Source organism: Paracoccus sp. 22332, assembly GCF_052045125.1.
Classification (GTDB): Bacteria; Pseudomonadota; Alphaproteobacteria; order Rhodobacterales; family Rhodobacteraceae; genus Paracoccus; species Paracoccus haematequi_A.
The window spans coordinates 274,781-296,784 of the sequence record NZ_JBQEOI010000003.1; the positions used below are offsets into that span (position 1 = coordinate 274,781).

Below are 22,004 nucleotides of genomic sequence, written 5' to 3' on the forward strand. Positions count from 1 at the left end.
GCCTTGGCCGTGACCGACACCGACGGAGGGGCGGCGGCACCGCCCCCCGACCACCGCGCCGCCGCCCGCCGCCGCCGCGTCCGCAGCATCGGAGGGACACTGCTGTCGCTGGTCCTGACGATGCTGGGCCTGCTGCTGGTCACCTTCATCATCGGCCGGGTGATGCCCATCGACCCGGTGCTGAAGGTGGTGGGCGACCGCGCCACCCAGGCGCAATACGACGCCGCCTATCAGGCGATGGGGCTGGACCAGCCGCTGTATGTGCAGTTCGCGCGCTATCTGGGCGACGTGCTGACCGGCGATTTCGGGCGTTCCATTTCCACCGGGCAGCCGGTGGTGAACGACATCCTGCGCGTCTTTCCGGCGACCTTCGAACTGGCGACGCTGGGCACGCTGATCGGCGTCTTCGTCGGCGTGCCGCTGGGCGTGATCGCCGCCGCGCGCCGGGGCGGGATCGTGGATCAGGTGGCCCGCGTGGTGGCGCTTGTCGGCTATTCCATGCCGATCTTCTGGCTGGGGCTGATGGGGCTGCTGCTGTTCTACGGCATCCTGGGCTGGGTCGGAGGGCCGGGGCGGCAGGGGATCATCTATGACGGCATGGTGCCGACCGTGACCGGCCTGATCCTGGTCGATTCGCTGATCGCGGGCGACTGGGCGGCGTTCAAGGACGCGTTCAGCCATATCATCCTGCCCGCCAGCCTGCTGGGTTATTACAGCCTGGCCTATATCAGCCGCATGACCCGCAGCTTCATGCTGGAACAGCTGTCGGCCGAATACATCACCACCGCCCGCGTCAAGGGCCTGTCCGAACGGGCGGTGATCTGGCGCCACGCGTTCCGCAACATCTCGATCCCGCTGGTCACCGTGATCGCGCTGTCCTTCGGGTCGCTGCTGGAAGGGTCCGTCCTGACCGAGATCATCTTTTCCTGGCCCGGCCTGGGCCAGTACATCACCAAGGCGCTGCTGTCGGGCGACATGAACGCCGTCCTGGGCGGGACCGTGGTGATCGGCACCTGCTTCGTGGCGCTGAACCTGCTCAGCGATATCCTGTATCGCTTCCTTGACCCGAGGTCGAAATGAACGCCGCACGCCGGAACTGGCTTCTCTCCGACGCGCCGCAGACCCGCAGGCAGGCCCGGCTGGGCGCGCTGTATCAGGGCTGGCTGACCTTTCGCGCCAACAAGCTGGCGATGTTCGGGCTGATCGTGCTGATCCTGCTGATCGCGATGGCGGCCCTCGCGCCCTGGCTGTCGCCGCAAAGCCCCTTCGCGCAGGACCTGGCGAACCGGCTGCAACCGCCATCCGCCGCGCATTGGCTGGGCACCGACCACCTGGGCCGGGACATCCTGTCGCGGCTGATCCACGGATCCCGCATCACGCTGTTCATCGTCGGCACCGTGGCGCTGATCGCGCCGGTCATCGGTCTGTTCATCGGCACTGTGGCGGGCTTTGCGGGCGGCTGGGTCGATCAGGTGCTGATGCGGATCACCGACATCTTCCTGGCTTTCCCCAAGCTGATCCTGGCGCTGGCCTTCGTCGCGGCCCTGGGCGCAAGCATCGGCAACGCGGTCCTGGCGCTGGCCCTGACTGCCTGGCCTCCCTATGCCCGGCTGGCGCGGGCGGAAACGCTGACGATCCGCAACGCCGACTATATCGCCGCCGCCCGGCTGCAAGGCGCGGGGCCGCTGCGGCTGCTGGTCAGACATATCTGGCCGCTCTGCGTCAGTTCGCTGATCGTGCGGGTGGCCCTGGACATGGCGGGGATCATCCTGTCGGCGGCGGGCCTTGGCTTCCTGGGCCTTGGCGCGCAGCCGCCGATGCCGGAATGGGGGGCGATGATTTCGGACGGGCGGACCTATATCCTGGACTTCTGGTGGGTCGCCGCCATGCCGGGGATCGCGATCTTCATCGTCTCGATGGCCTTCAACCTGCTGGGCGACGGGCTGCGCGACGTGCTGGATCCCAAGGGGGCCAAGTCATGACGCTGCTGTCCGTCCGGAACCTGCGCGTGACCTTTCCGACCCGGCAGGGCACATTCGAGGCCGTGCGCGGCGTCAGCTTCGACCTGGGCCGGGAACGGCTGGGCGTGGTGGGCGAATCGGGGTCGGGCAAGTCGATGACCGGCCGCTCGATCCTGGGCCTGGTCCGCCCGCCGGGCCTCGTCACCGCCGACCGGATGCAGCTTGAAGGCCAGTCCATCCTGAACCTGCCCGAACGCAGGATGCGCAAGATCCGGGGCAGGCGGATCAGCATGGTGATGCAGGATCCGAAATTCAGCCTGAACCCGGTGATGTCCATCGGCGACCAGATCGTCGAGGCCTATCGCCTCCATGCCGGCGGCGCCCGCGCGGCGGCCCGGCAAAAGGCGCTGGACATGCTGGCCGCGGTGCAGATCCGCGACCCCGAACGGGTGATGCGGGCCTATCCGCACGAGGTCTCGGGCGGGATGGGCCAGCGGATCATGATCGCGATGATGCTGGCCCCCGATCCGGAAATCCTGATCGCGGACGAGCCGACCAGTGCGCTGGACGTTTCGGTCAGGACCGAGGTTCTGAACATCATGGACCGCCTGGTCCGCGACCGGGGCATGGGGCTGATCTTCATCAGCCACGACCTGAACCTGGTCGCGCAATTCTGCGACCGGGTGCTGATCATGTATGCGGGCCGGATCGTCGAAACGCTGGCCGCGCGCGACCTGCACCAGGCCCGCCACCCCTATACCCGCGGCCTGCTGAACAGCCTGCCGCGCCTTGACGCGCCGCAGGACCGCCTGCCGATCCTGCGACGCCAGGACAGCTGGCGCGACGGCGACCCGATCGCCGAAAGCCTGGAAACCGAATTTCCTGGAGGGCTTTGATGCTTCTTCTTTGCCCAAATACCCAGCCTCCACGGTCCCGCCCATGCTGACGGTCGAACACCTGAACGTCTGGTTCGGCCATCCCCCGGCCCGCGTGGATGCCGTGAAGGACGCGGGCTTCACCGTGGCCCAGGGCGAAAGCTTCGGCCTGGTGGGCGAATCCGGCAGCGGCAAGTCCACGATCCTGCGCGCCATCGCCGGCCTGATCGACACATGGTCCGGCCGGATCGAGGTCGCGGGCCAACCCGTCGCCGCCCGCCGCCGCGACCGGGCCTTCTACAAGACCGTGCAGATGGTCTTCCAGGATCCCTATGCCAGCCTGCATCCCCGTCATTCGGTCGATGCGGTCCTGTCGGAAGCGCTGCGCCTGCAAGGCATGGACGACATCGACCGCCGGATCGCCCGGCTGCTGGACGACGTGGGCTTGGGGCGCGGCTTCCGCTTTCGCTATCCCCACCAGCTGTCGGGCGGGCAGCGCCAGCGCGTCGCCATCGCCCGCGCCTTGGCGGCCGAGCCGCGCCTGCTGCTGCTGGACGAACCCACAAGCGCGCTGGATGTCAGCGTGCAGGCGGAAATCCTGAACCTGCTGTCGGACCTGCGCGCCGAACATGGGCTGACCTATGTGATGGTCAGCCACGACCTGGCCGTGGTGGGCCATATGTGCGACCGGCTGGCCCTCATGCAGCAGGGCCGCATCGTCGAGGTAATGACGGTCGAGGATTTGCGCCGGGGGGCCGCGCGGCAGGATTATACCCGGCAGTTGATCGCCGCCTCGGCCGGGTACCAACGCGCCTGAACGCCCGATACCGGCGGCGGCGCGGCCTTGCGCCTCGGCGCGTGATCGCTAACGTGCGCGCGAACGGACGAAAGGATTCCCCATGAAGCGCGTGACACTGGGCGGCAGCGATGTCGAGGTCAGCGAAATCTGCCTTGGCACCATGACCTTCGGCAACCAGACGGCCCAGGCGGACGGCCACGCCCAGATCGACCGCGCGCTGGATGCGGGGATCACCTTCCTCGACACGGCCGAGATGTATCCCGTGAACCCTGTCCGGCGCGAGACCATCGGCCTGACCGAAACCATCCTCGGCACCTGGCTGGCGCGGCGCGGCAACCGCGACCGGGTGGAAGTCGCCACCAAGATCATGGGACCCAGCCAGATGGTGCGCGATGGCGCGCCCTTCGATGGCGCCATCGTCGCGGCGGCCATCGACGCCTCGCTGGAACGGCTGCAAACGGATCGGATCGACCTCTATCAACTGCACTGGCCGGTGCGGGGCAGCTATGCCTTCCGGCAGAACTGGGGTTATGACCCCTCGAAGCAATCGAAACAGCAGAACCTGGACCACATGGCCGATGTGCTGGGCGCGCTGTCGGCTGCGCGACAGGCGGGCAAGATCCGGGCGGTGGGCCTGTCGAACGAATCCGCCTGGGGCCTGACCCTCTGGTGCGACACGGCCGACCGGCTGGGTGCTCCGCGCATGGCCTCGATCCAGAATGAATATTCGCTGCTCTATCGCCTGTACGACACCGATCTGGCCGAGGTCGCCGTGAACGAGGATGTGACGCTGCTGGCCTATTCCCCGCTGGCCGCCGGGCTGCTGTCGGGCAAGTATTCCGGCGGCGCGATGCCCGACGGCAGCCGCGCGGCGGTGGACAGGGCGACGGGCGGCCTGGGCAACCTGGGCGGGCGCAAGACCCCGCAGGGGGTGGCCGCGACCGAGGCCTATCACGCCCTTGCCGCCGAACACGGCTGGGATCCGATGCACATGGCGATCGCCTGGCAGTCGACCCGGCCCTTCAAGGTGGTGCCGATCATCGGCGCCACGCGCATCGACCAGCTGGACCGCCTGCTGGCGGGCCTGGGCAAGGCGGTGCCCGACGATCTGCGCAAGGCCATCGACCGGCTGCACAAGCAATATCCGATGCCCTATTGATGAACGCCGCGTCCTGCCTATCTATTTGATCCGAAAGCACGGAAACGAGGACAGGTCATGGCGGGCGATCCTTATGCAGCCTTGGGACTGAAGAAATCGGCCAGCGACGCCGACATCAAGAAGGCCTATCGCAGGATCGCCAAGGCGGATCATCCCGACCTGAACCCCGATCCCGCGGCGACGGCGCGCTTCAAGGCGGCCTCGGCCGCCTATGACCTGCTGAAGGATCCCGAACAGCGCCGCCGCTTCGACGCGGGAGAGATCGACGACCAGGGCCAGGAACGCCCGCAGCGCCGCGCCTGGCGCGACCATGCCGAGGCGGCGGGAAACCCCTATGCCCGCAGCTACGGCTTCGACAGCGACCCCGACCTGTCCGGCGTGTTCTCGGATCTGTTCGGGCGGCGCGGCGGCTTTCATCGCGGCCACGAGTATGACGATCCGCGCGATTTCCATGTGCGCGGGCAGGATTACCGATTCTCGCTCCAGGTCGATTTCCTGACCGCCGCGCGGGGCGGCAAGACCCGCATCACCCTGCCCGAAGGCGGCGATCTGGAGGTCACGATCCCCAGGGGGGTCCGCGACGGCCAGACCATCCGGCTGAAGGGCAAGGGCGGCAAGGGCCTGGGCCAGGGCGGCGCGGGCGATGCCTATCTGACGATCAGCGTCGCCCCCCATCCCGATTTCCGGCGCGAGGGCGACGACATCCTGCTGACCCTGCCGATCAGCCTGCCCGAGGCCGTGCTGGGCGGCAAGGTCACCGCCCCCACCATCGACGGTCCGGTGAACCTGACCATCCCCAAGGGGGCGACCACGGGCCAGAAGCTGCGCCTGCGCGGGCGCGGCATCAACGGCGGCGACCAGCATGTGGAACTGAAGGTCGTGATGCCGCCCAAGGTCGACGACGACCTGGCCCGGTTCTTCGAGCAGTGGCGCAAGGATCACCCCTATGATCCGCGCGCCGGGATGAAAGCGGAGGGATAAGCGATGGCCCGTCACTATTCCGAAGCCGAGGTCGTGGCGATCCTGGACGGCCTGGACTTGGACCGCCTGCGGTCCTTCGTGTCGGCCCATGTGGTGACGCCTGTCGTCACCCCGCAGGGCGCCGCCTATACGGAAACCGACCTGGCGCGGCTGCAATTGCTGTGCGACCTGTCGGATTTCTACGACCTGCCCTCGGATTCCCTGGCCATGGTGATGTCGCTGATCGACCAGCTGAACACCGCGCGCGGCGACATGCGCGCGCTGATCCAGGCCGTCGCCACCGAACCCGACGAGGTGCGGGGACGAATCCAGAAATCGGTCCGGCGGCTGCGGATCGTGAGGGTCGAGAAGGGCTAGGTGGTTGTCCCCCTGCGGGCTGCTGCATCGCCTTATCCGAACAACGCCCGCTTTCAATGTCTTGGGTAAACTGCCCCGCTGACTTGCAGATTGTGAACGGCCCCGCGCCGCGCTAAGCGGGGTTCCATGTCCCGCTTCGTCCCCCATATCGCCGCGACCCTGGCCTTGGGCCTGCCGTTGATCGGCAGCCATCTGGCGCGGATGGGCATTCATGTCAGCGACACGGTGATGCTGGGCTGGTACGGGGTCGAGGCGCTGGCGGCCTTGGTCATCGCCACGTCGATGATCCACATCCTGTATTTCCTGGGCATGGGGTATGGCACCGGCGTGATGGGTCTGATCGCGACCGCTGTCGCGCGGGGCGACGAAACGGATGTGCGCCGCGCCGCCCGCATGGCGCTGTGGCTGTCGGCGATCCATTCGATCCTGTGCCTGCCGCTGTTCTGGTTCTCCGGCCCGATTCTGCTGGCCTTGGGGCAGACCGAAACCGTGGCCGCGCTGGCGCAGGATTTCCTGCGCATCGCCGGCTGGGGCCTGCTGCCGATGCTGTGCGCGCTGGCGCTGAATTCCTATCTGGCGGCGCTGGAGCGGGCGCAGGTGGTGATGTGGGTGACGCTGGCAGGGCTGCCGGTGAACATCGCGCTGATCTGGCTGCTGACCTTCGGCAACATGGGCTTTCCCGAACTGGGTGTGCGCGGCGCCGCCATCTCCAGCGTGATCGTCCAGACCATGCAGCTTGCGGTCCTGGCGCTTTATGCCCATTGGCTGCCCGCCACGCGCAAGTATCATCTGTTCCAGCGGTTCTGGAAACCCGACTGGGCCGCCCTGCGCCAGGTGTTCCGCCTGGGCTGGCCCATCGGCCTGACCCTGGTGGCCGAGGGCGGGCTGTTCGTCGGATCGAACATCATGATGGGCTGGATCGGCACGCAGGAACTGGCCGCGCATGGAATCGCGCTGCAAATCACCTCGATCACCTTCATGGTGCATCTGGGCCTGTCCAACGCCGCCACGGTCCGGGTGGGCCAAGCCAAGGGGCGCGGCGACGCCGCCTGGATGCGCGACGCGGCGATCACGGTGATCGGCATGTCTCTGGCCTTCGCGGCCCTGGCCATCGCCGTCTACCTGCTGGCGGGCGAGGGGCTGGTGCGCCTGTATCTGGATCCCGCCGATCCGCGCGGGCCCGCCATCGTGGCGCTTGGCGCGGGGCTGCTGGTCTATGCCGCGCTGTTCCAGCTGACCGACGCCTTCCAGGTGATTGCCCTGGGCTTCCTGCGCGGCGTCCATGACACCCGCGTGCCGATGTGGATCGCCGGGTTCAGCTATTGGGTGGTGGGCATGCCGGTGGCTTGGGGGCTGGCCTTCCCGCTGGGCTTCGGGCCCGCCGGTCTGTGGCTGGGCCTTTGCGTCGGGCTGACAGTGGCGGCGGTGCTGCTGATGGCGCGGTTCTGGCGCGGCCATGCGCGGGGGGTCTGGACCCGTCCGGCCGCGGCGGTCTAACGTGGCGCCGACCGGCAAAGGAGGCCAATATGCGACCCGTCTTCGTTCAGTTCCGCTGCGAGCCTGGCAAGACCTATCAGGTCGCCGAGGCCATCTATGACCGTGAGGTCGTCAGCGAACTTTATTCGACCTCGGGCGATTACGACCTGATCGCCAAGGTCTATATCCCCGAGGACGAGGATGTCGGCCGCTTCCTGTCCGAAAAGCTGTTCGACATTCCCCATATCAGCCGCACGCTGACCACCATGACCTTCCGCGCCTTCTGATGGTCCGCCTTGCCCCGATCCCGGCGGGCCTGCCCACGACCGTCCCCTTTGTCGGACCCGAAACGCTGGAACGCCAGGCGGGCCGCCCCTTCGCCGCGCGGCTTGGCGCCAATGAAAACGGTTTCGGTCCCAGCCCCCGCGCGGTGTCCGCGATGCAGGCGGCGGTGGCCGAAGTCTGGAAATACGCCGATCCGACCAGCTTCGACCTGACGGCGGCGCTGGCCGCCCATCACGGCGTCCGGCCCGAAAACATCATGGTGGGCGAAGGCATCGACGGGCTGCTGGGCCTGCTGGTGCGCCTGACGGTCGCGCCCGGCGATGTGGTGGTAACCTCGGATGGGGCCTATCCCACCTTCAACTTCCATGTCGCGGGCTTCGGCGGGGTTCTGGACAAGGTGCCTTATCGCGACGATGCCGAGGATCCGCAGGCTCTGGCCGAACGCGCCCGCCGGACCGGGGCACGGCTGGTCTATCTGGCCAATCCCGACAACCCGATGGGAAGCTGGCAGGACGGCGCGGCGATTGCCGCGATGCTGGATGCCCTGCCGCCCGACAGCCTGCTGGTCCTGGACGAGGCCTATGCCGAATTCGCCCCCGCAGAGGCGATCCCGGCCATCTCTGCCGACGATCCGCGCGTCATTCGGATGCGCACCTTTTCCAAGGCCTATGGCATGGCGGGCGCGCGGGTAGGCTATGCCATCGGCCATCCCGACCTGATCGCCGCCTTCGACCGGGTGCGCAACCATTTCGGCATGAACCGCATCAGCCAGATCGGCGCACTTGCCGCCTTGCAGGACCAGGACTGGCTGGCCCAGGGGGTCGCGCAGGTCGCCGCCGCCCGCGACCGCATCGCAGCGATCGGCGCCCGGAACCAGTTGACCGCGCTGCCCTCGGCCACCAATTTCGTGGCGCTCGACACGCATCGCGACGGCGCCTTCGCCCGCCGCCTGGTCGATGCCCTGGCCGGTCAGGGCGTCTTTGTCCGTATGCCCGGCGTCGCGCCCCTGAACCGCTGCATCCGCATCAGTTGCGGCCCGGATGCCGAGCTTGACATCCTGGAACAGGCGCTGCCGCGCGCGCTCGCCACGCTCTAGGCTTCTTCTTTGTCCAAATACCCCCGCCGGAGGCGCCTGCCTTCCCGGCAAGCGCCGCCGCCGACCATTACAGCGCCGCCAGCTGCGCCAGGGCCGCGCGCAGACGGGCGATGTCGTCGTCAAGCGCGGCCAGCTTCTCGCGGGTTTCCTCGATCACCTCGGCCTCGGCATTTTCGACGAATTTCGGGTTCGACAGCCGCTTGCGAAGCCCGTCCGCGTCCTTCTCGGATTTCGCCACCGCCTTCTGCAACCGCGCCGTTTCCGCGCCCGCGTCGATCACGTCGCCGATGGGCAGCGCAAAGCTCGCCCCCTGCGCCGCGACGGCGATCATGCCCTTGCCCGCCGCGCCGTCCACCGGCGCATTGACCCGCGCCAGCCGCTCGATCAGGGGTGCGTTGGCGGACAGCGCCGCGCGGGCGGCATCGTCAGCCTCGGTCACGATCAGGTCCAGCTTGGCACCCGCCGGAACGCCCATCTGGGCGCGGGCGGACCGGACCGCCTCGATCAGTGCGATCACCCAGTTCATCTGCCGGTCCGCATCAGTGTCGATCAGCTCGGCGCCATAGGCCGGCCAGTCGCCATGGACCAGCATCTTCGGACGGTCGCCGGTCAGCGACCACAGTTCCTCGGTCACGAAGGGCATGATCGGGTGCAGCAGCAGATAGCACTGGTCCAGAACCCAGCCCATCGTGGCGCGGGTCTCGCTTGCATGGTCGCCGTCGAACAGGGGCTTGGCGAATTCCACATACCAGTCGCAGACCTTGCCCCAGACAAAGGCGTAAAGCCCGTTCGCCGCGTCGTTGAAGCGATAGGAGGCCAGCGCCTCGTCGGTGGCCATGCGGATCCGCGCGACCTCGCCGATGATCCAGCGGTTCACCGTGTGGGTCGGCTGGGGCAGGGCGCCGCCGCCGCGCACGCCGTTCATTTCCGCAAACCGCGTGGCGTTCCAGATCTTCGTGACGAAATTCCGCGCCCCCTCGACATGCTTCGGCCCCAGCTTCGGGTCGCGGCCCATCGCGGCCATGCCGGTCAGCGTCATGCGCAGCGCATCGGCGCCGAAATCGTCGATCAGCGTCAGCGGGTCGATGACGTTGCCCTTGGACTTCGACATCTTCGCGCCCTTTTCGTCGCGCACGAGGCCGTGGACATAGACGGTGCGGAAGGGAATGTCGCCTGCCACCTCAAGCTGCATCATCATCATCCGGGCGACCCAGAAGAAGATGATGTCGAAGCCTGTGACCAGCACGTCGGTCGGGAAATACTTGCGCAGCGCCTCGGTCTGTTCGGGCCAGCCCAGCGTGCCCAGCGGCCAGAGGCCGGACGAGAACCAGGTGTCCAGCACGTCGGGATCGCGCCAGACGGGATAGACCAGCCTGGTCGGATCCTGCGTCAGGTTGTATTCAGCCAGCCCCCGCGCCAGGGCGTCGATGGCCGCCTCGCGGTCTTCGACCTCGATCACGCGCGAGATTTCAAGGGGCTGCGGCAGATCGACGATATCGGCGCGGAACCGGTCGGCGACGGCCTTGAAATCGGCGGCGGCGTGGTGGATCTCGCCACGCTGGACCAGCCCGTCGACCAAAAGCTCGAACAGTTCGACTTCATCCAGGGCGCCGTCGCCCTCGTCGTCCTGAAAGCCCTCGGGGGCGGTCATGTCCAGACCATACCACACCGGAATCTGATGCCCCCACCAAAGCTGGCGGCTGATCGTCCACGGCTCGATATTCTCCAGCCAGTTGAAATAGACCTTCTTGTGCTGTTCGGGCAGGATCTGGGTGCGGCCGTCGCGCACGGCCTCCAGCGCGGGGCCGACGATGCGCTTCGTATCAACGAACCATTGGTCGGTCAGCATCGGCTCGATCACTACGCCGGAGCGGTCGCCGAAGGGCTGCATGATCGGCTTCGATTCGACCAGCGGACGGCGTTCCAGATGCTCGGCCCCGGTTTCGGCGTCGATTTCCTTGTGCAGGTATGTGACTGCCAGACCCTCGGCGTTGATCTGTTCGACCACGCGGCGGCGCGCTTCCAGCCGGTCGAGGCCGCGCAGATCCTCGGGGACCAGGTTCACGTCGGACACGTCGCCCACATCCTCGCCCCGCGCGGCGCGGGACGCGAAGGCGGCGCTTTCGGCATAGGACAGCCCGTCGCTGCGCATCGCGCCTTTGGTGTCCATCAGCGCATACAGCGGGATGTTGTTGCGCATCGCCACGCCATAGTCGTTGAAGTCATGCGCCCCGGTGATCTTGACCGCGCCGCTGCCGAAAGCGGGGTCCGGGTATTCGTCGGTGATGATCGGGATCAGGCGGCGATACTCCTTCGGCCCGACCGGGATTTCGCACAGCTTGCCGACGATGGGGGCATAGCGGGCGTCGTCGGGATGGACCGCCACCGCACCGTCGCCCAGCATGGTCTCGGGCCGGGTCGTGGCGATGCTGATATAGTCGCGGACCTCGCGCAGGGTGACGTTGCCGTCGGCGTCGCGTTCCACGTATTCATAGGTCTCGCCGCCCGCCAGCGGGTATTTGAAATGCCACATATGGCCGGGAACCTCGCGGTTCTCGACCTCCAGGTCGCTGATCGCGGTTTCGAAATGCGGATCCCAGTTCACCAGCCGCTTGCCGCGATAGATGATGCCCTTGTCATACAGGTCCACGAAGACCCGGATCACCGCGTCGTGGAAATTGCCCTCCTCGCCCTCAGGGGCGCCGGGGGCGCCGGACATGGTGAAGGCATTGCGCGACCAGTCGCAGGACGCACCAAGCCGCTTCAACTGGTTGATGATCGTGTCGCCGGATTCCTGCTTCCAGGCCCAGATCTTTTCGACGAATGCTTCGCGACCGATGTCGCGGCGGCCCGGTTCCTGGCGTTCGGCCATGCGGCGTTCGACCACCATCTGCGTGGCGATGCCGGCATGGTCCTGGCCGGGCTGCCACAGCGTGTCGAAGCCGCGCATCCGGTGCCAGCGGACCAGGATGTCTTGCAGCGTGTTGTTGAAGGCGTGGCCGATATGCAGGCTGCCGGTCACGTTGGGCGGCGGGATCATGACCGTGAAGGTTTCGCTGCGCGAAGCGTTGGCCCCGGCGGCGAAGGCGTTCTGCTGTTCCCACTGGACGCTGATCCGCGCCTCGGCGGCCTTGGCGTCAAAGCTTTTGTCCATGCTCATGTCGGCGATCCCCTTGCTTGGGGATGGATTACCGAAAGGCTGCGCAAAGGCCAAGTGTCAGCGGAACCGGGCGGGAATCCGGTCTGCGAAGGGGAACCAGTGCAGCCAAGGCTTGGCCTCGTCCAGCACCCGGATGACCGAGGGCCGCGCCAGCAGGCGTTCGAAATAGGCCGACAGGTTCGGATGGGTGTCGAAGGGATGCAGGATGCCCGCATAGAACAGCGCCGGGACCGCCGCGCAATCGGCCATCCCGAAATCGCCCGCGATCCAGTCGCGCCCGGCAAGCTGGCAGTCGGCGGCGACATAGGCGCGGTCGAGCTGGCTGCGCGCGAAGGGGGCGACCACATCCACCGCGCCCTCGGCCATGAACAGCCGCGCATCGACCATCGGCTGCGCGGAGTTCATCACATGGATGTCGAAGAAGCGGTCCCATTGCCGGGCGGGCAGGGCCGCGTCGGGATCGCGGGGCAGCAGCGGCGCGGGGCCGGAATGGTGGCGGTCCAGCCATTCGATGATGATCGAGGTTTCGGCCAGCGTGACCCCCGCCGCCTCGTCCCGCAGGGCGGGCATCTTGCCCATGGGCGTCAGGCGGGCCATCAGGCGCCGATCCTCCTCGGCCGACAGGTCGATGTGGCGAAAGATGAAATCAGCGCCCAACTCATGCAGGGCGATCAGCACCTTCTGGCAATAGCTGGACAACGGGTGGCCAAAGAGGATCAGACTTCGCTTTCCCTCGGCTTGCGGACCAGCACCACCACGCCTGCCGGGTCCGAGGTCCAGTGGCCGGTCACGCCGTCAAGCGGTTCAAGTTCGTCGCGTTGCGGGCTGCCCAGGCGGGCCAGTGCCGCGTCGGGGTCGTCGCTGAACAGTTCCAGCCAGACATCCGCCTGCGATTGCTGCGGAACGCGGTCGTTCCACAGGGTGAAGCCGTTGAGGTCGAAGCCAATGCTGGCGGACAGTTCCCTTGTCACGCGCAGGCCGATCCGGTCGCGGTAAAAGGCGACCGTCTCGTCCCAGCGATGCGGCGGAACCTTGATGGCGATGTTGCGGCCGGGGCGGATCATGCCGCCCCCCGGCGCGCATCCGCCGCCCGCCAATGCGCCATCTGGTCGGCCAGGGCCTTGCGAAAGGCGGGCCGCGCGGTGGCGCGTTCCAGATAGGCGGCAAGCTGCGGCAGGTCGTCCAGCAGCCCGTTCTGCGCCGGGATCCGCAGCACGTCGGCCATGATGATGTCGGCCGCCGTGAAGGCGTCGCCCGCGATCCAGTCGCGCCCCGCCATCGCCGCCTGCACCTGCGCGAGCCGCTGCCGGACCAGCGGCTCGCGCAGGGCCGCGCCCGCCTCGTCCTTGTCGAAGAATTTGGCCAGGATCCAGGCAATGCAACAGACCTCGACGCTGTTCAGCGCGGCGATCAGCCATTGCTGGACCTGCGCGTGCTGCGCGTCGGGCATCAGCGCGGTGCCCTGGGCCAGGTGCAGCAGGATCGCGCCGGTCTCGAACAGGGTCAGGTCGCCGTCGCGGATGAAGGGCACCTGGTGGAACGGCTGGCTTGCCAGATGCGCGGCGGTGCGGTCCTTCATCGGCACGGTTTCGACCCGATAGGGGCGGCCCAGTTCCTCCAGCAGCCAGCGGACGCGCAGGTCGCGCACGAAGCCGCGCGGAAAGTCGGGCACCCAGTCATAGGTGGTCAGGACCAGCGTCATGCCGCCGTCTCCAGCGGACCCACCACGGCGAACCAGGCCCCCTGTGGATCGGTGGCGACGGCGATATGGGCGCCGCCCGGAACCTCGTGCGGGCCGTGTTGGACCGTGCCGCCGCCTTCGCGGATCCGGGCGATGGCCGGGTTGACGCCGTTCACGCCGAAATAGGCCAGCCAGCAGGGTCGCGGCGCATCGCCCAGGCCCATCATGCCGCCGATATCGGCGCCGTCGTGGCGGAACAGTTGATAGGTGCCCATCTCGCCCATGTCCATCGCCTCGCCCTTGGACCAGCCGAACAGGTCCGCATAGAAGGCGAATCCCGCCGCCGGATCGCTGGACATCAGTTCCGTCCAGTTGCCATGCCCGGCCTTCCGCTGATCGAAGGCCCCGCCGCCCGAGCCGCCCGCCATCGGCAGCGGCGCGAGGATCCCGAAGGGCGCGCCCTGCGGATCGGCCGCGACGGCAAAGCGGCCGGTTCCGGGAATGTCGGCCGGTTCTTTCCAGATCCGCCCGCCCGCGGCGGCGACCGCCGCTGCTGCGCGGTCAGCATCGTCGACGCCGAAATAGATCGTCCAGTTCGGCGGCATCTCTGCCATCCCGTCCGGGATTTCCATCAGACCCGCCACCATGTCGCCGTCGGACGAGGCGAGGTGATAGGCGAACCCCTCCATCCCCGCATCGGCGACCTGCCAGCCCAACAGGCGGGCATAGAAATCGCCCGCCGCCCCCAGTTGCCCCTGGGTCGTCGCAAGCTCGAACCAGACGGGAAGCCCGTGAACCTTGGTCATGGTCGCCCCCTTACGCGGTCTTGCTGTCGAAGACGGGCGTGAAGCCGCCCCAGAACATCCGCATCCCGTCGAAGGGCATTTCGGGCATCTCCATGTCGGCCATCTCGGCCTCCATCTTCCGGCCCGCCTCGTCGCAGGTGGCGCGGTCCGGCCATTCGATCCAGGAAAACAGCGGCACCTCGCCGTCGCGGGCATCGGTGGCGCGATAGAAATCGGTCAGCTTGCCGTGGGGCACATCGTCGCCCCAGCATTCCACCTGGTAATGCGCGCCATAGCCCCGGAACATCTCGGTCGCGCTTTTGGCCATGTCGATATAGGCCTGCTTCCTGTCCGCCGGCGCCGCCAGCACGAAGCCCTGGACATAGCTGCCGGGACGGCTTTCGCCTTCCTCGACGATGGGCGCGAAGCCGCCCCAGAACATGCGCGCGCCGTCGAAGGGCATCTCTGGCATCTCGGGCAGGTCGGTGCCGTCCTGCATCCCCGCCCAGGCCGCGTCGGCGGTCGCCCTGTCCGGCCATACGACCCAGGAAAACAGCGGCACCTCGTCTTCCCTGGCCTGGGTGGCGCGATAGAAATCGGTCTGCTTGCCGGGCTTCACATCCTCGCCCAGGCATTCGACCATCCGCAGCGCGCCGCGTTTCTGGAACCAGGGCCAGCCAGCCTTGGCATGGGCGATGAAGGCGTCCCTGTTCGCGCGCGGCACGGCGGCCACGAAGCCGGAAATATAGGTCATCTGATTCCTCCCCTGGGGTCAGGCCCCGATGAGTCGCAGCGTGGCAGTTGAAGTATCAAAAAGCAACTGATAGTATGAAAAAATGACTAACGCCGGCGAAACCACGCGCATCCGCTATGACGAGGGCTGCCTTGCGGCCCATGCCCTGAACGTGTTCGGCGACCGCTGGGCGCTGCTGATCGTGCGGGAACTGATGCTGGCGCCCAAGCGGTTCCAGATGATCCGCCAGGGCCTGCCGGGGATCACCGCGACGGTGCTGACGCAGCGGCTGGGGCAGTTGGCGCAATCGGGGGTGCTGACCCATGACGCGGCCCTGGGCGTTTATGCGCTGACCGACAGCGGCCGGGCGCTGCTGCCGGTCTTGCAGGCGATGTGCCGCTGGGGGGCGGTCCATCCCGGCCATGATCCGCGGCGCTTCATCAGCCCCACGGCGCTGATGATTTCCATGACCGCGATGATCGGCGACGCGCGGGGCCATGTCGCCGCCGCCTTCCGTACCGCGCGCGAGGGCTTCGTGCAGCGCCTGTCCGGCGACGGCGTGCTGCGGCCCCAGGCCCTGGCCGATCCGCAGGGCGATTTCACGCTGGAGGGCGACGGCAACAGCTTGGCGCGGGCGGTCTATGGCCCGGTGCCGCTGGCCCGTCTGGCCGACGAAGGGATAATCGGCCTGGCGGGCGACGCGCGGGCCGCGCAGGACTTCGTGGACCTGTTCCGGCTGCGCTAGACCGCGCGGTCCAGCTTGGTCGTCAGGTGGATCAGGCTTTCATGCGACCGGATGCCGTCGATGGCGCCGATGCGGTCCAGCGCCTCGTCCAGTTCCGCCGTCGATCCGCTGACGATCTGCACCAGCAGGTCGATCCGGCCGCTGGTGGTGTGGATCCGCTCCACCTGGGACATTGCCTTCAGCCGCGACAGGATGGCGGGCTGGCTGCGCGGTTCGATCGCCAGCAGGACGGTGGCGCGGATCCGGCCCAGCCTGGCGGCGTCGCCCAGGCGCAAGGTGTATCCGGCGATGGCGCCCGATGTTTCCAGCCGTTCCAGCCGCGCTTGCAGCGTCGACCGCGCCACCTTCAGCCGCCGCGCCAAGACCGCGATGGATGTGCGCGCGTCCTGCGACAGCAGCGCCACGATGTTGCGATCCAGATCGTCCAATCGGCGAGGCCCCGCTGTTTCGTCAAAATGACACAATGTTCGGCATAATAGCGCGCAAGGGGCGCGAATCTACCCTTTTCATCGGTGAAATTGAAACCCAAAAGCGCCATTCTGGGTTAAGGGGCTTCGACCTGACGACACCCGCCCGCATCCAACGCGCGAAAGGATCCCATGCAATGGGGACACAGAAGACCGTCTGGGACAATCCGGCCGAGATCATCCGCCATCTTCAGCCCGACCATCCAGTAATGGCCTTCGCGCCCACGGTGTTGCAGGACCGGGCGCGGCAGTTTCTGGACGGCTTTCCGGGCCTTGTCACCTATGCCGTGAAATCGAACCCGGACGAGGCGGTGATCCAGAATCTGGTGACCGCCGGGATCCAGGGTTTCGACGTGGCTTCCCCGTTCGAAATCGACCTGATCGGCCGTCTCGCGCCGCGCGCCGCGCGTCATTACCACAACCCTGTCCGCTCGCGCCGGGAAATCGCGCATGGCGTCGGCGAGGGCATCCTCGCCTGGTCGGTGGACAGCCGCAGCGAACTGGAAAAGCTGTTCGAACAGGTGCCCACGCAAGGGAACGGGCAGGGGGTCGAGATCTCGCCCCGCTTCAAGCTGCCGGTCCTGGGCGCGGCCTATGACTTCGGATCGAAATTCGGGGCCACGCCGGATCTGGCGGCGGATCTGCTGCGGCTGGCGGCGGAACGCGGCTATGTCGCGTCCTTGACCTTCCATCCGGGCACGCAATGCACCGACCCCATCGCATGGGAAAGCTATATCCGCGTGGCCAGGGAAATCTGCGATATGGCGGGGGTCCGGGCGCGGCGGCTGAACGTGGGCGGCGGCTTCCCCTCGCACCGTGTGGTGGGGGTGGAACCCGACCTGCAATCCATCTTCACCGAAATCGCCGACACCGTCACGGAATGCTTCGGCGACGATGCCCCCGCGCTGGTCTGCGAGCCGGGCAGGGGCCTTTGCGCCGACGCCTATGCGCTGATCACCCGCGTCAAGGGGGTGCGCGACGGCACCGACGTGTTCCTGAACGATGGCGTCTATGGCGGACTAGCCGAACTGCCCATCATCGGCAATATCGACCGGATCGAGGTATTGACGCCGCAGGGCAAGCCTCGCACGGGCGACCGCAACGGCCGCGTGATCTTCGGCCCGACCTGCGATTCGGTCGACCGCCTGCCGGGAGAATTGGCCCTGCCCGACGACATCGCCGAGGACGATTACGTCATCTTCCACGGCGCGGGCGCCTATTCGGTCGTGACCAACACCCGCTTCAACGGCTTCGGCGCCATGACCCGCGCGACAGTGATGGGCTTCGAATGAAGCCTTTCATCTTCGCTTAACTATCCCACAGGGGCTTCCGAGCGCCCGGAAAAAGGTCCAGTGGACCTTTTTCAGCAAGGAAGGGGCCGGCAGGCCCGAGTGGGGGACGTGAAGTCCCCCAGCTAGGCCACCGCCCCCAGATCCAGCGGTTCCACCCCAAGCGCCCCGCAGACCGCCAGCGTCAGGTCGGGCCGGTTCAGCGTATAGAAATGCAGCCGGTCCGCCCCGCCCTCCAGCAGCTCGCGGCACAGCTTGACGCAGGTCTGCTCGGACAGGGCGCGTTCGGCCGCCGGGCCTTCGGCGGCGGCCTTGGAAAACGCCTCCTCGGCCCAGGCGGGCACGCTGGTGCCGCAGGTCGCGGCAAAGCGTTTCGCCCCGGCCCAGCCCTGGATCGGCAGGATGCCGGGGATGATCGGCGCCTCGATCCCGGCTGCGGCACATTTGTCGCGGAAGCGGAAGAAGGTCTCGGCATCGAAGAAGAACTGCGTGATGGCGCTGGTCGCGCCCGCGTCGATCTTGCGCTTCAGCCAGGCCACGTCGGCGTCCGCGCCGCTGCTGTCGGGATGCGGTTCAGGGTATGCGCCGACCCGGATCGTCATGTCGCCGCGCGCGGCGATCGCCTCGATCAGTTCCACCGTGTTGGCGAAGCCCTCGGGATGGGGGATGAAGCGGTCCTGGCCCTTGGGCGCGTCGCCGCGCAGGGCCACGATCTCGCGGATCCCGGCATCGGCATAGGATTGCACGATCTCCATCGTCTCGGCCCGCGTGGCTTCGACGCAGGTCAGGTGGGCGGCCACGGGAATGCCGTAATGGCGGTGGATGGTCGTCACCGCCTCATGCGTCAGCTTGCGGGTGGTGCCGCCCGCGCCATAGGTGACCGACACGAAATCCGGGGCCAGCGGCGCCAGCGCCCGCGCGGTTTCCCACAGCCGGAAGGACGCATCCAGCGTCTTCGGCGGAAAGAACTCGAAACTGATCCGGGGGCGGGGCATGGCGATTCCTTTGGCTTTGGGCGCTTGTGCCACGCGCTGCCTCGTGAGACAAATTCATAATCCTCAAGATCAACATGAGCCTGCCTCACCATGCATCTGGAACTGCGCCATCTGCGCACCATCCGCGCCATCCATGAACAGGGCGGCCTGGCCCGCGCGGCCGAGGTGCTGAACATCACCCAGTCGGCCCTGTCGCACCAGGTCAAGGCGCTGGAGGAGCAGGCGGGCGTGGACCTGTTCGTCCGCCGCGCCAAGCCGATGCGGCTGTCGCCCGCCGGGATGCGCCTGCTGCGGCTGGCCGAGCAGGTGCTGCCCCTGGTCGCCGCCACCGAGGCCGAGTTCAAGGGCGTCGAGGCGGGCCGCATCGGGCGGCTGCACATCGCCATGGAATGCCACGCCTGCTTCGACTGGCTGCTGCCGGTGCTGGACATCTTCCGCCGGACTTGGCCCGAGGTAGACCTGGACATCCGCCAGCGGCTGGCCTTCGGCGCGCTGCCCGCCCTGGCCCGGCAAGAGGTCGACCTGGTGATCTCGTCCGACCCCGAGGAGATGGCGGGCATCGTGTTTCAGCCCCTGTTCGACTATTCGCCCACGCTGGTGGTGCCCGCCGATCATCCGCTGGTGGCCAAGGGCCATGCCGATCCTGCCGATCTGGCCGGCGAAACGCTGATAACCTATCCCATGGACCGGGCGCGGCTGGACGTGTTCAGCCAGTTCCTGACGCCCGCAGGGGTGGAACCCGCCCGGCAGCGCACGGTCGAACTGACCGCCGTGTCGCTGATGCTGGTCGCATCCGGGCGCGGGGTGGCGGTGATGCCCGACTGGGTGCTGCGCCGCGAATCTGCCAATGCGGAAATCGCCATGCTGCCGCTGACGCAGGGCGGCATCATCCGGCGGCTTTACGCGGCGATCCGGTCCGAGGATCTGGGACAGCCCTACATGGCCCATGTGCTGCGCCTGTCGCGGACGGAACCGCTGCGGATGCTGCGCGGGGCGGTGGCTTAGGCCAACCCTCTCCGGGCGGGACAAGGAAACGCACCGCGTTTCCCCGCCCTTCGCGCGACGGTGCCATCAGAGACGGTGCCGCCCGCGACCAGGGAAGGCCGGCGCCCGACCCGGTGGGCGTGAAGCGCCCGCCGGGGGCGGGGCGGGCGCTGGCCGGGCCTTGGGGGCCCGGCGGTTCGGGTGGCGCTGTCACGCTGTGGCGAAGGCGATGGCCTTCGCCAGCCGGGGTGTAGTGCGGTGCGGTGTGGTCTGATGTGCTTCACATTCCCCCCGCTTGCCCCTATGACGCCCCCGACCCCCATTCCCGGAGCATCCCATGGCAAGCGCCAACCTCAACGTCATGATCAAGGCCGCCCGCAAGGCCGGGCGCAGCCTCGTCAAGGATTTCCGCGAGGTCGAGAACCTTCAGGTCAGCGTCAAGGGCGCGGGCGATTTCGTCAGCAAGGCCGACCAGGAGGCCGAGCGGATCATCAAGGACGAACTGCGCGGCGCGCGCCCCAACTATGGCTGGCTGGGCGAGGAAACCGGCGAGGAGGCGGGCGAGGATCCGACCCGCCGCTGGATCGTCGATCCCCTGGACGGGACAACCAACTTTCTGCACGGGCTGCCGCATTGGGCGATCAGCATCGCGCTGGAACACAAGAAGGAAATCGTCGCCGCCGTGATCTTCGACGCGGCCAAGGACGAATTGTTCGTGGCCGAGAAGGGCGGCGGCGCCTTCATGAACGACCAGCGGATGCGCGTTTCCGGGCGTCGGCGGCTGGACGAATCGCTGTTTGCCACCGGCATTCCCTTTGCCGGGCGCGGTCCGCTGCCTGCGGCGTTGCAGGATCTGGCCCGGCTGATGCCGCTGACGGCGGGTGTGCGGCGGATGGGATCGGCGGCGCTGGATCTCGCCTATGTGGCGGCGGGGCGATACGACGGCTATTGGGAACGCGGCAACAAGCCCTGGGACGTGGCGGCGGGCATCCTGCTGGTGCGCGAGGCCGGCGGCTTTGTCGAAGGCATCCGCGACGGCGACGACCCGCTGGAATCGGGCCGCCTGATCGCCGCCAACACCCAGGTGTTCGAACCGCTGGCCAAGATCATCCGCAGCCGCGACTGATTTGCGCCCCGGCAGGGCGGGGCCGCCTTGACCTTGGGGGGGAAACGGGCGCATGGCGGACCCATCCAGGGAACGCGCCATGCCAGACGATCAGGATCCATTGCCTTATGCCGCCTCGGCGGCCGCTGCGGCCGCGCCGCCGCCGATTCCGCCGGTGACGCAGGGCGCCAGGGACCGGACCGGCCTGGGCATCCTGCTGATGTGCGCCACCAGCCTGATCTTCGCCGTCCAGGACGCGTTTTCGCGGGTGCTGGGGTCCGAATATCCCCCGGTCCTGATCGTCATGCTGCGATACTGGGTGTTCGCGCTGTTCGTGATCGCCCTGGTCTCGCGCCAGCCGGGCGGGCTGCGCCGCGCCATCCGCACCAGGCGGCCCAAGACCCAGATCCTGCGCGGCGCGATCCTGGTGATCGAGACCACAATCATGATCGAGGCCTTTGTCCGCCTGGGCCTGGTCGGCACGCATGCGATCTTCACCGCCTATCCGCTGCTGGTCGCGGCGCTGTCCGGGCCGATCCTGGGTGAAAAGGTCGGCTGGCGCCGCTGGACGGCCATCGGCGTGGGCTTCGTCGGCATCCTGATCATCCTGCGGCCCGGCAGCACCCCGCTGAACCTGGGGGCGGGCATGGCCTTCGCCTGCGCGCTGCTGTTCGCGGTCTATGGGCTGCTGACGCGGCATGTGTCGCGCGACGATCCGGCCCAGGTCAGCTTTTTCTGGACCGGCATCGCCGGGGCGGTCACGGTGACGATCCTGGGGATCCGGCAGTGGGAATGGCTGGCCCCCGCCGACTGGATCTGGATGGCGCTGCTCTGCGCCTGCGGGATCGCGTCGCATTGGCTGCTGATCCGCGCCTATGAACTGGCCGAGGCCTCTGCCCTGCAACCCTTCGCCTATACCCAGCTTGTCTGGGTCAGCGTCATCGGCGTCACGGTCTTCGCCGAGGTGCTGCACCTGAACGTGGCGATCGGTGCCGCCATCGTGGTCGCGGCAGGGCTGTTCACGTTGTGGCGCGCGCGGCAGAAATCCATTGACGCAGGCCGGTCCTAGGC

23 protein-coding genes are annotated in these 22,004 nt (G+C 67.7%); 15 read left to right on the forward strand and 8 right to left on the reverse strand.

What is annotated here, in order from left to right; translation table 11 throughout:
• Window positions 1-87 precede the first annotated feature (87 nt).
• From ACTJI6_RS05345 to ACTJI6_RS05390, 10 genes are all read left to right on the forward strand, one after another.
• A complete protein-coding gene (locus ACTJI6_RS05345; RefSeq protein WP_440798651.1) occupies window positions 88-1,080 on the forward strand; it encodes an ABC transporter permease in 993 nt (330 codons plus the stop codon).
• A complete protein-coding gene (gene nikC, locus ACTJI6_RS05350) occupies window positions 1,077-1,982 on the forward strand; it encodes a nickel transporter permease (protein ID WP_440798490.1) in 906 nt (301 codons plus the stop codon). Before ACTJI6_RS05345 ends, nikC begins: the two co-directional genes overlap by 4 nt.
• A complete protein-coding gene (locus ACTJI6_RS05355) occupies window positions 1,979-2,857 on the forward strand; it encodes an ABC transporter ATP-binding protein (protein WP_440798492.1) in 879 nt (292 codons plus the stop codon). Before nikC ends, ACTJI6_RS05355 begins: the two co-directional genes overlap by 4 nt.
• Before the next feature lie 43 nt (window positions 2,858-2,900).
• Window positions 2,901-3,653 (forward strand): ABC transporter ATP-binding protein, encoded by a 753-nt coding sequence (locus ACTJI6_RS05360; RefSeq protein WP_440798494.1) that lies wholly within the window; start codon window positions 2,901-2,903, stop codon window positions 3,651-3,653.
• Window positions 3,654-3,735: 82 nt separating this feature from the next.
• Window positions 3,736-4,794: an aldo/keto reductase gene (locus tag ACTJI6_RS05365; protein WP_440798496.1), complete on the forward strand. Its 1,059-nt coding sequence runs from the start codon at window positions 3,736-3,738 to the stop codon at window positions 4,792-4,794.
• 57 nt (window positions 4,795-4,851) lie between these two features.
• Window positions 4,852-5,775 (forward strand): DnaJ C-terminal domain-containing protein, encoded by a 924-nt coding sequence (locus tag ACTJI6_RS05370; protein ID WP_440798498.1) that lies wholly within the window; start codon window positions 4,852-4,854, stop codon window positions 5,773-5,775.
• Between the two features lie 3 nt (window positions 5,776-5,778).
• Window positions 5,779-6,132, forward strand: coding sequence for a hypothetical protein (locus ACTJI6_RS05375; RefSeq protein ID WP_440798500.1), 354 nt, complete (start codon window positions 5,779-5,781; stop codon window positions 6,130-6,132).
• A gap of 126 nt (window positions 6,133-6,258) precedes the next feature.
• Complete coding sequence (locus ACTJI6_RS05380) at window positions 6,259-7,629, forward strand: MATE family efflux transporter (RefSeq protein WP_440798502.1); 1,371 nt, start codon at window positions 6,259-6,261, stop codon at window positions 7,627-7,629.
• Window positions 7,630-7,658: 29 nt separating this feature from the next.
• On the forward strand, window positions 7,659-7,895 hold the full coding sequence (locus ACTJI6_RS05385) for an Lrp/AsnC ligand binding domain-containing protein (RefSeq protein ID WP_126154199.1): 237 nt from the start codon (window positions 7,659-7,661) through the stop codon (window positions 7,893-7,895).
• Window positions 7,895-8,989 carry a pyridoxal phosphate-dependent aminotransferase gene (locus tag ACTJI6_RS05390; RefSeq protein ID WP_440798504.1) on the forward strand — a complete coding sequence of 365 codons (1,095 nt, stop codon included), beginning with the start codon at window positions 7,895-7,897 and terminating at the stop codon, window positions 8,987-8,989. Before ACTJI6_RS05385 ends, ACTJI6_RS05390 begins: the two co-directional genes overlap by 1 nt.
• Window positions 8,990-9,056: 67 nt before the next feature.
• On the opposite strand, the gene ACTJI6_RS05395 is transcribed toward ACTJI6_RS05390, so the two are convergent.
• Genes ACTJI6_RS05395 through ACTJI6_RS05420 form a run of 6 tightly spaced genes read right to left on the reverse strand, consistent with a single transcriptional unit; the run spans window position 9,057 to window position 15,369 of the window.
• Window positions 9,057-12,149: a valine--tRNA ligase gene (locus ACTJI6_RS05395; protein ID WP_440798506.1), complete on the reverse strand. Its 3,093-nt coding sequence runs from the start codon at window positions 12,147-12,149 to the stop codon at window positions 9,057-9,059.
• Window positions 12,150-12,206: 57 nt separating this feature from the next.
• Window positions 12,207-12,929, reverse strand: coding sequence for a glutathione S-transferase family protein (locus ACTJI6_RS05400; protein WP_440798653.1), 723 nt, complete (start codon window positions 12,927-12,929; stop codon window positions 12,207-12,209).
• Complete coding sequence (locus tag ACTJI6_RS05405) at window positions 12,866-13,213, reverse strand: hypothetical protein (protein ID WP_440798508.1); 348 nt, start codon at window positions 13,211-13,213, stop codon at window positions 12,866-12,868. Before ACTJI6_RS05405 ends, ACTJI6_RS05400 begins: the two co-directional genes overlap by 64 nt.
• Entirely contained in the window at window positions 13,210-13,851 is a 642-nt protein-coding gene (locus tag ACTJI6_RS05410; protein WP_440798510.1) for a glutathione S-transferase family protein, read from the reverse strand. Before ACTJI6_RS05410 ends, ACTJI6_RS05405 begins: the two co-directional genes overlap by 4 nt.
• Window positions 13,848-14,636 (reverse strand): VOC family protein, encoded by a 789-nt coding sequence (locus tag ACTJI6_RS05415; RefSeq protein WP_440798512.1) that lies wholly within the window; start codon window positions 14,634-14,636, stop codon window positions 13,848-13,850. The genes ACTJI6_RS05410 and ACTJI6_RS05415 overlap by 4 nt, the downstream gene beginning before the upstream one ends.
• A gap of 10 nt (window positions 14,637-14,646) precedes the next feature.
• The gene (locus ACTJI6_RS05420) at window positions 14,647-15,369 is read right to left on the reverse strand and encodes a DUF1428 domain-containing protein (RefSeq protein WP_440798514.1); all 723 of its coding nucleotides are present in this window, start codon (window positions 15,367-15,369) and stop codon (window positions 14,647-14,649) included.
• A gap of 82 nt (window positions 15,370-15,451) precedes the next feature.
• On the opposite strand from ACTJI6_RS05420, the gene ACTJI6_RS05425 reads away from it, so the two are divergent.
• On the forward strand, window positions 15,452-16,093 hold the full coding sequence (locus tag ACTJI6_RS05425) for a winged helix-turn-helix transcriptional regulator (protein ID WP_440798516.1): 642 nt from the start codon (window positions 15,452-15,454) through the stop codon (window positions 16,091-16,093).
• Here ACTJI6_RS05425 and ACTJI6_RS05430 read toward each other — a convergent pair.
• Window positions 16,090-16,521, reverse strand: a complete 432-nt coding sequence (locus ACTJI6_RS05430; protein WP_126154208.1) for an Lrp/AsnC family transcriptional regulator — start codon at window positions 16,519-16,521, stop codon at window positions 16,090-16,092. The two genes, ACTJI6_RS05425 and ACTJI6_RS05430, sit on opposite strands and share 4 nt — an antisense overlap.
• Window positions 16,522-16,697: 176 nt before the next feature.
• On the opposite strand from ACTJI6_RS05430, the gene ACTJI6_RS05435 reads away from it, so the two are divergent.
• Window positions 16,698-17,852, forward strand: coding sequence for a type III PLP-dependent enzyme (locus ACTJI6_RS05435; RefSeq protein ID WP_440798518.1), 1,155 nt, complete (start codon window positions 16,698-16,700; stop codon window positions 17,850-17,852).
• Between the two features lie 122 nt (window positions 17,853-17,974).
• On the opposite strand, the gene metF is transcribed toward ACTJI6_RS05435, so the two are convergent.
• Window positions 17,975-18,844, reverse strand: coding sequence for a methylenetetrahydrofolate reductase [NAD(P)H] (gene metF, locus ACTJI6_RS05440; RefSeq protein ID WP_440798521.1), 870 nt, complete (start codon window positions 18,842-18,844; stop codon window positions 17,975-17,977).
• Between the two features lie 90 nt (window positions 18,845-18,934).
• Here metF and ACTJI6_RS05445 point away from each other — a divergent pair, with 90 nt between their 5' ends.
• The 3 genes from ACTJI6_RS05445 to ACTJI6_RS05455 all read left to right on the forward strand — a co-directional run bounded on the left by ACTJI6_RS05445 (window position 18,935) and on the right by ACTJI6_RS05455 (window position 22,002).
• Complete coding sequence (locus ACTJI6_RS05445) at window positions 18,935-19,849, forward strand: LysR family transcriptional regulator (protein ID WP_440798523.1); 915 nt, start codon at window positions 18,935-18,937, stop codon at window positions 19,847-19,849.
• A gap of 316 nt (window positions 19,850-20,165) precedes the next feature.
• Window positions 20,166-20,954 carry an inositol monophosphatase family protein gene (locus ACTJI6_RS05450; protein ID WP_126152997.1) on the forward strand — a complete coding sequence of 263 codons (789 nt, stop codon included), beginning with the start codon at window positions 20,166-20,168 and terminating at the stop codon, window positions 20,952-20,954.
• A gap of 79 nt (window positions 20,955-21,033) precedes the next feature.
• The gene (locus ACTJI6_RS05455) at window positions 21,034-22,002 is read left to right on the forward strand and encodes a DMT family transporter (protein WP_440798525.1); all 969 of its coding nucleotides are present in this window, start codon (window positions 21,034-21,036) and stop codon (window positions 22,000-22,002) included.
• Window positions 22,003-22,004: the final 2 nt, after the last annotated feature.

What these genes read in the sequence shown, in the direction of transcription:
- nikC (WP_440798490.1), top strand. Translation starts at nt 1,077, where the DNA reads ATGAACGCCGCACGCCGGAACTGGCTTCTCTCCGACGCGCCGCAGACC.
- ACTJI6_RS05355 (WP_440798492.1), top strand. Translation starts at nt 1,979, where the DNA reads ATGACGCTGCTGTCCGTCCGGAACCTGCGCGTGACCTTTCCGACCCGG.
- ACTJI6_RS05360 (WP_440798494.1), top strand. Translation starts at nt 2,901, where the DNA reads ATGCTGACGGTCGAACACCTGAACGTCTGGTTCGGCCATCCCCCGGCC.
- ACTJI6_RS05365 (WP_440798496.1), top strand. Translation starts at nt 3,736, where the DNA reads ATGAAGCGCGTGACACTGGGCGGCAGCGATGTCGAGGTCAGCGAAATC.
- ACTJI6_RS05370 (WP_440798498.1), top strand. Translation starts at nt 4,852, where the DNA reads ATGGCGGGCGATCCTTATGCAGCCTTGGGACTGAAGAAATCGGCCAGC.
- ACTJI6_RS05375 (WP_440798500.1), top strand. Translation starts at nt 5,779, where the DNA reads ATGGCCCGTCACTATTCCGAAGCCGAGGTCGTGGCGATCCTGGACGGC.
- ACTJI6_RS05380 (WP_440798502.1), top strand. Translation starts at nt 6,259, where the DNA reads ATGTCCCGCTTCGTCCCCCATATCGCCGCGACCCTGGCCTTGGGCCTG.
- ACTJI6_RS05385 (WP_126154199.1), top strand. Translation starts at nt 7,659, where the DNA reads ATGCGACCCGTCTTCGTTCAGTTCCGCTGCGAGCCTGGCAAGACCTAT.
- ACTJI6_RS05390 (WP_440798504.1), top strand. Translation starts at nt 7,895, where the DNA reads ATGGTCCGCCTTGCCCCGATCCCGGCGGGCCTGCCCACGACCGTCCCC.
- ACTJI6_RS05395 (WP_440798506.1), bottom strand. Translation starts at nt 12,149, where the DNA reads ATGAGCATGGACAAAAGCTTTGACGCCAAGGCCGCCGAGGCGCGGATC.
- ACTJI6_RS05405 (WP_440798508.1), bottom strand. Translation starts at nt 13,213, where the DNA reads ATGATCCGCCCCGGCCGCAACATCGCCATCAAGGTTCCGCCGCATCGC.
- ACTJI6_RS05410 (WP_440798510.1), bottom strand. Translation starts at nt 13,851, where the DNA reads ATGACGCTGGTCCTGACCACCTATGACTGGGTGCCCGACTTTCCGCGC.
- ACTJI6_RS05415 (WP_440798512.1), bottom strand. Translation starts at nt 14,636, where the DNA reads ATGACCAAGGTTCACGGGCTTCCCGTCTGGTTCGAGCTTGCGACGACC.
- ACTJI6_RS05420 (WP_440798514.1), bottom strand. Translation starts at nt 15,369, where the DNA reads ATGACCTATATTTCCGGCTTCGTGGCCGCCGTGCCGCGCGCGAACAGG.
- ACTJI6_RS05425 (WP_440798516.1), top strand. Translation starts at nt 15,452, where the DNA reads ATGACTAACGCCGGCGAAACCACGCGCATCCGCTATGACGAGGGCTGC.
- ACTJI6_RS05435 (WP_440798518.1), top strand. Translation starts at nt 16,698, where the DNA reads ATGGGGACACAGAAGACCGTCTGGGACAATCCGGCCGAGATCATCCGC.
- metF (WP_440798521.1), bottom strand. Translation starts at nt 18,844, where the DNA reads ATGCCCCGCCCCCGGATCAGTTTCGAGTTCTTTCCGCCGAAGACGCTG.
- ACTJI6_RS05445 (WP_440798523.1), top strand. Translation starts at nt 18,935, where the DNA reads ATGCATCTGGAACTGCGCCATCTGCGCACCATCCGCGCCATCCATGAA.
- ACTJI6_RS05450 (WP_126152997.1), top strand. Translation starts at nt 20,166, where the DNA reads ATGGCAAGCGCCAACCTCAACGTCATGATCAAGGCCGCCCGCAAGGCC.
- ACTJI6_RS05455 (WP_440798525.1), top strand. Translation starts at nt 21,034, where the DNA reads ATGCCAGACGATCAGGATCCATTGCCTTATGCCGCCTCGGCGGCCGCT.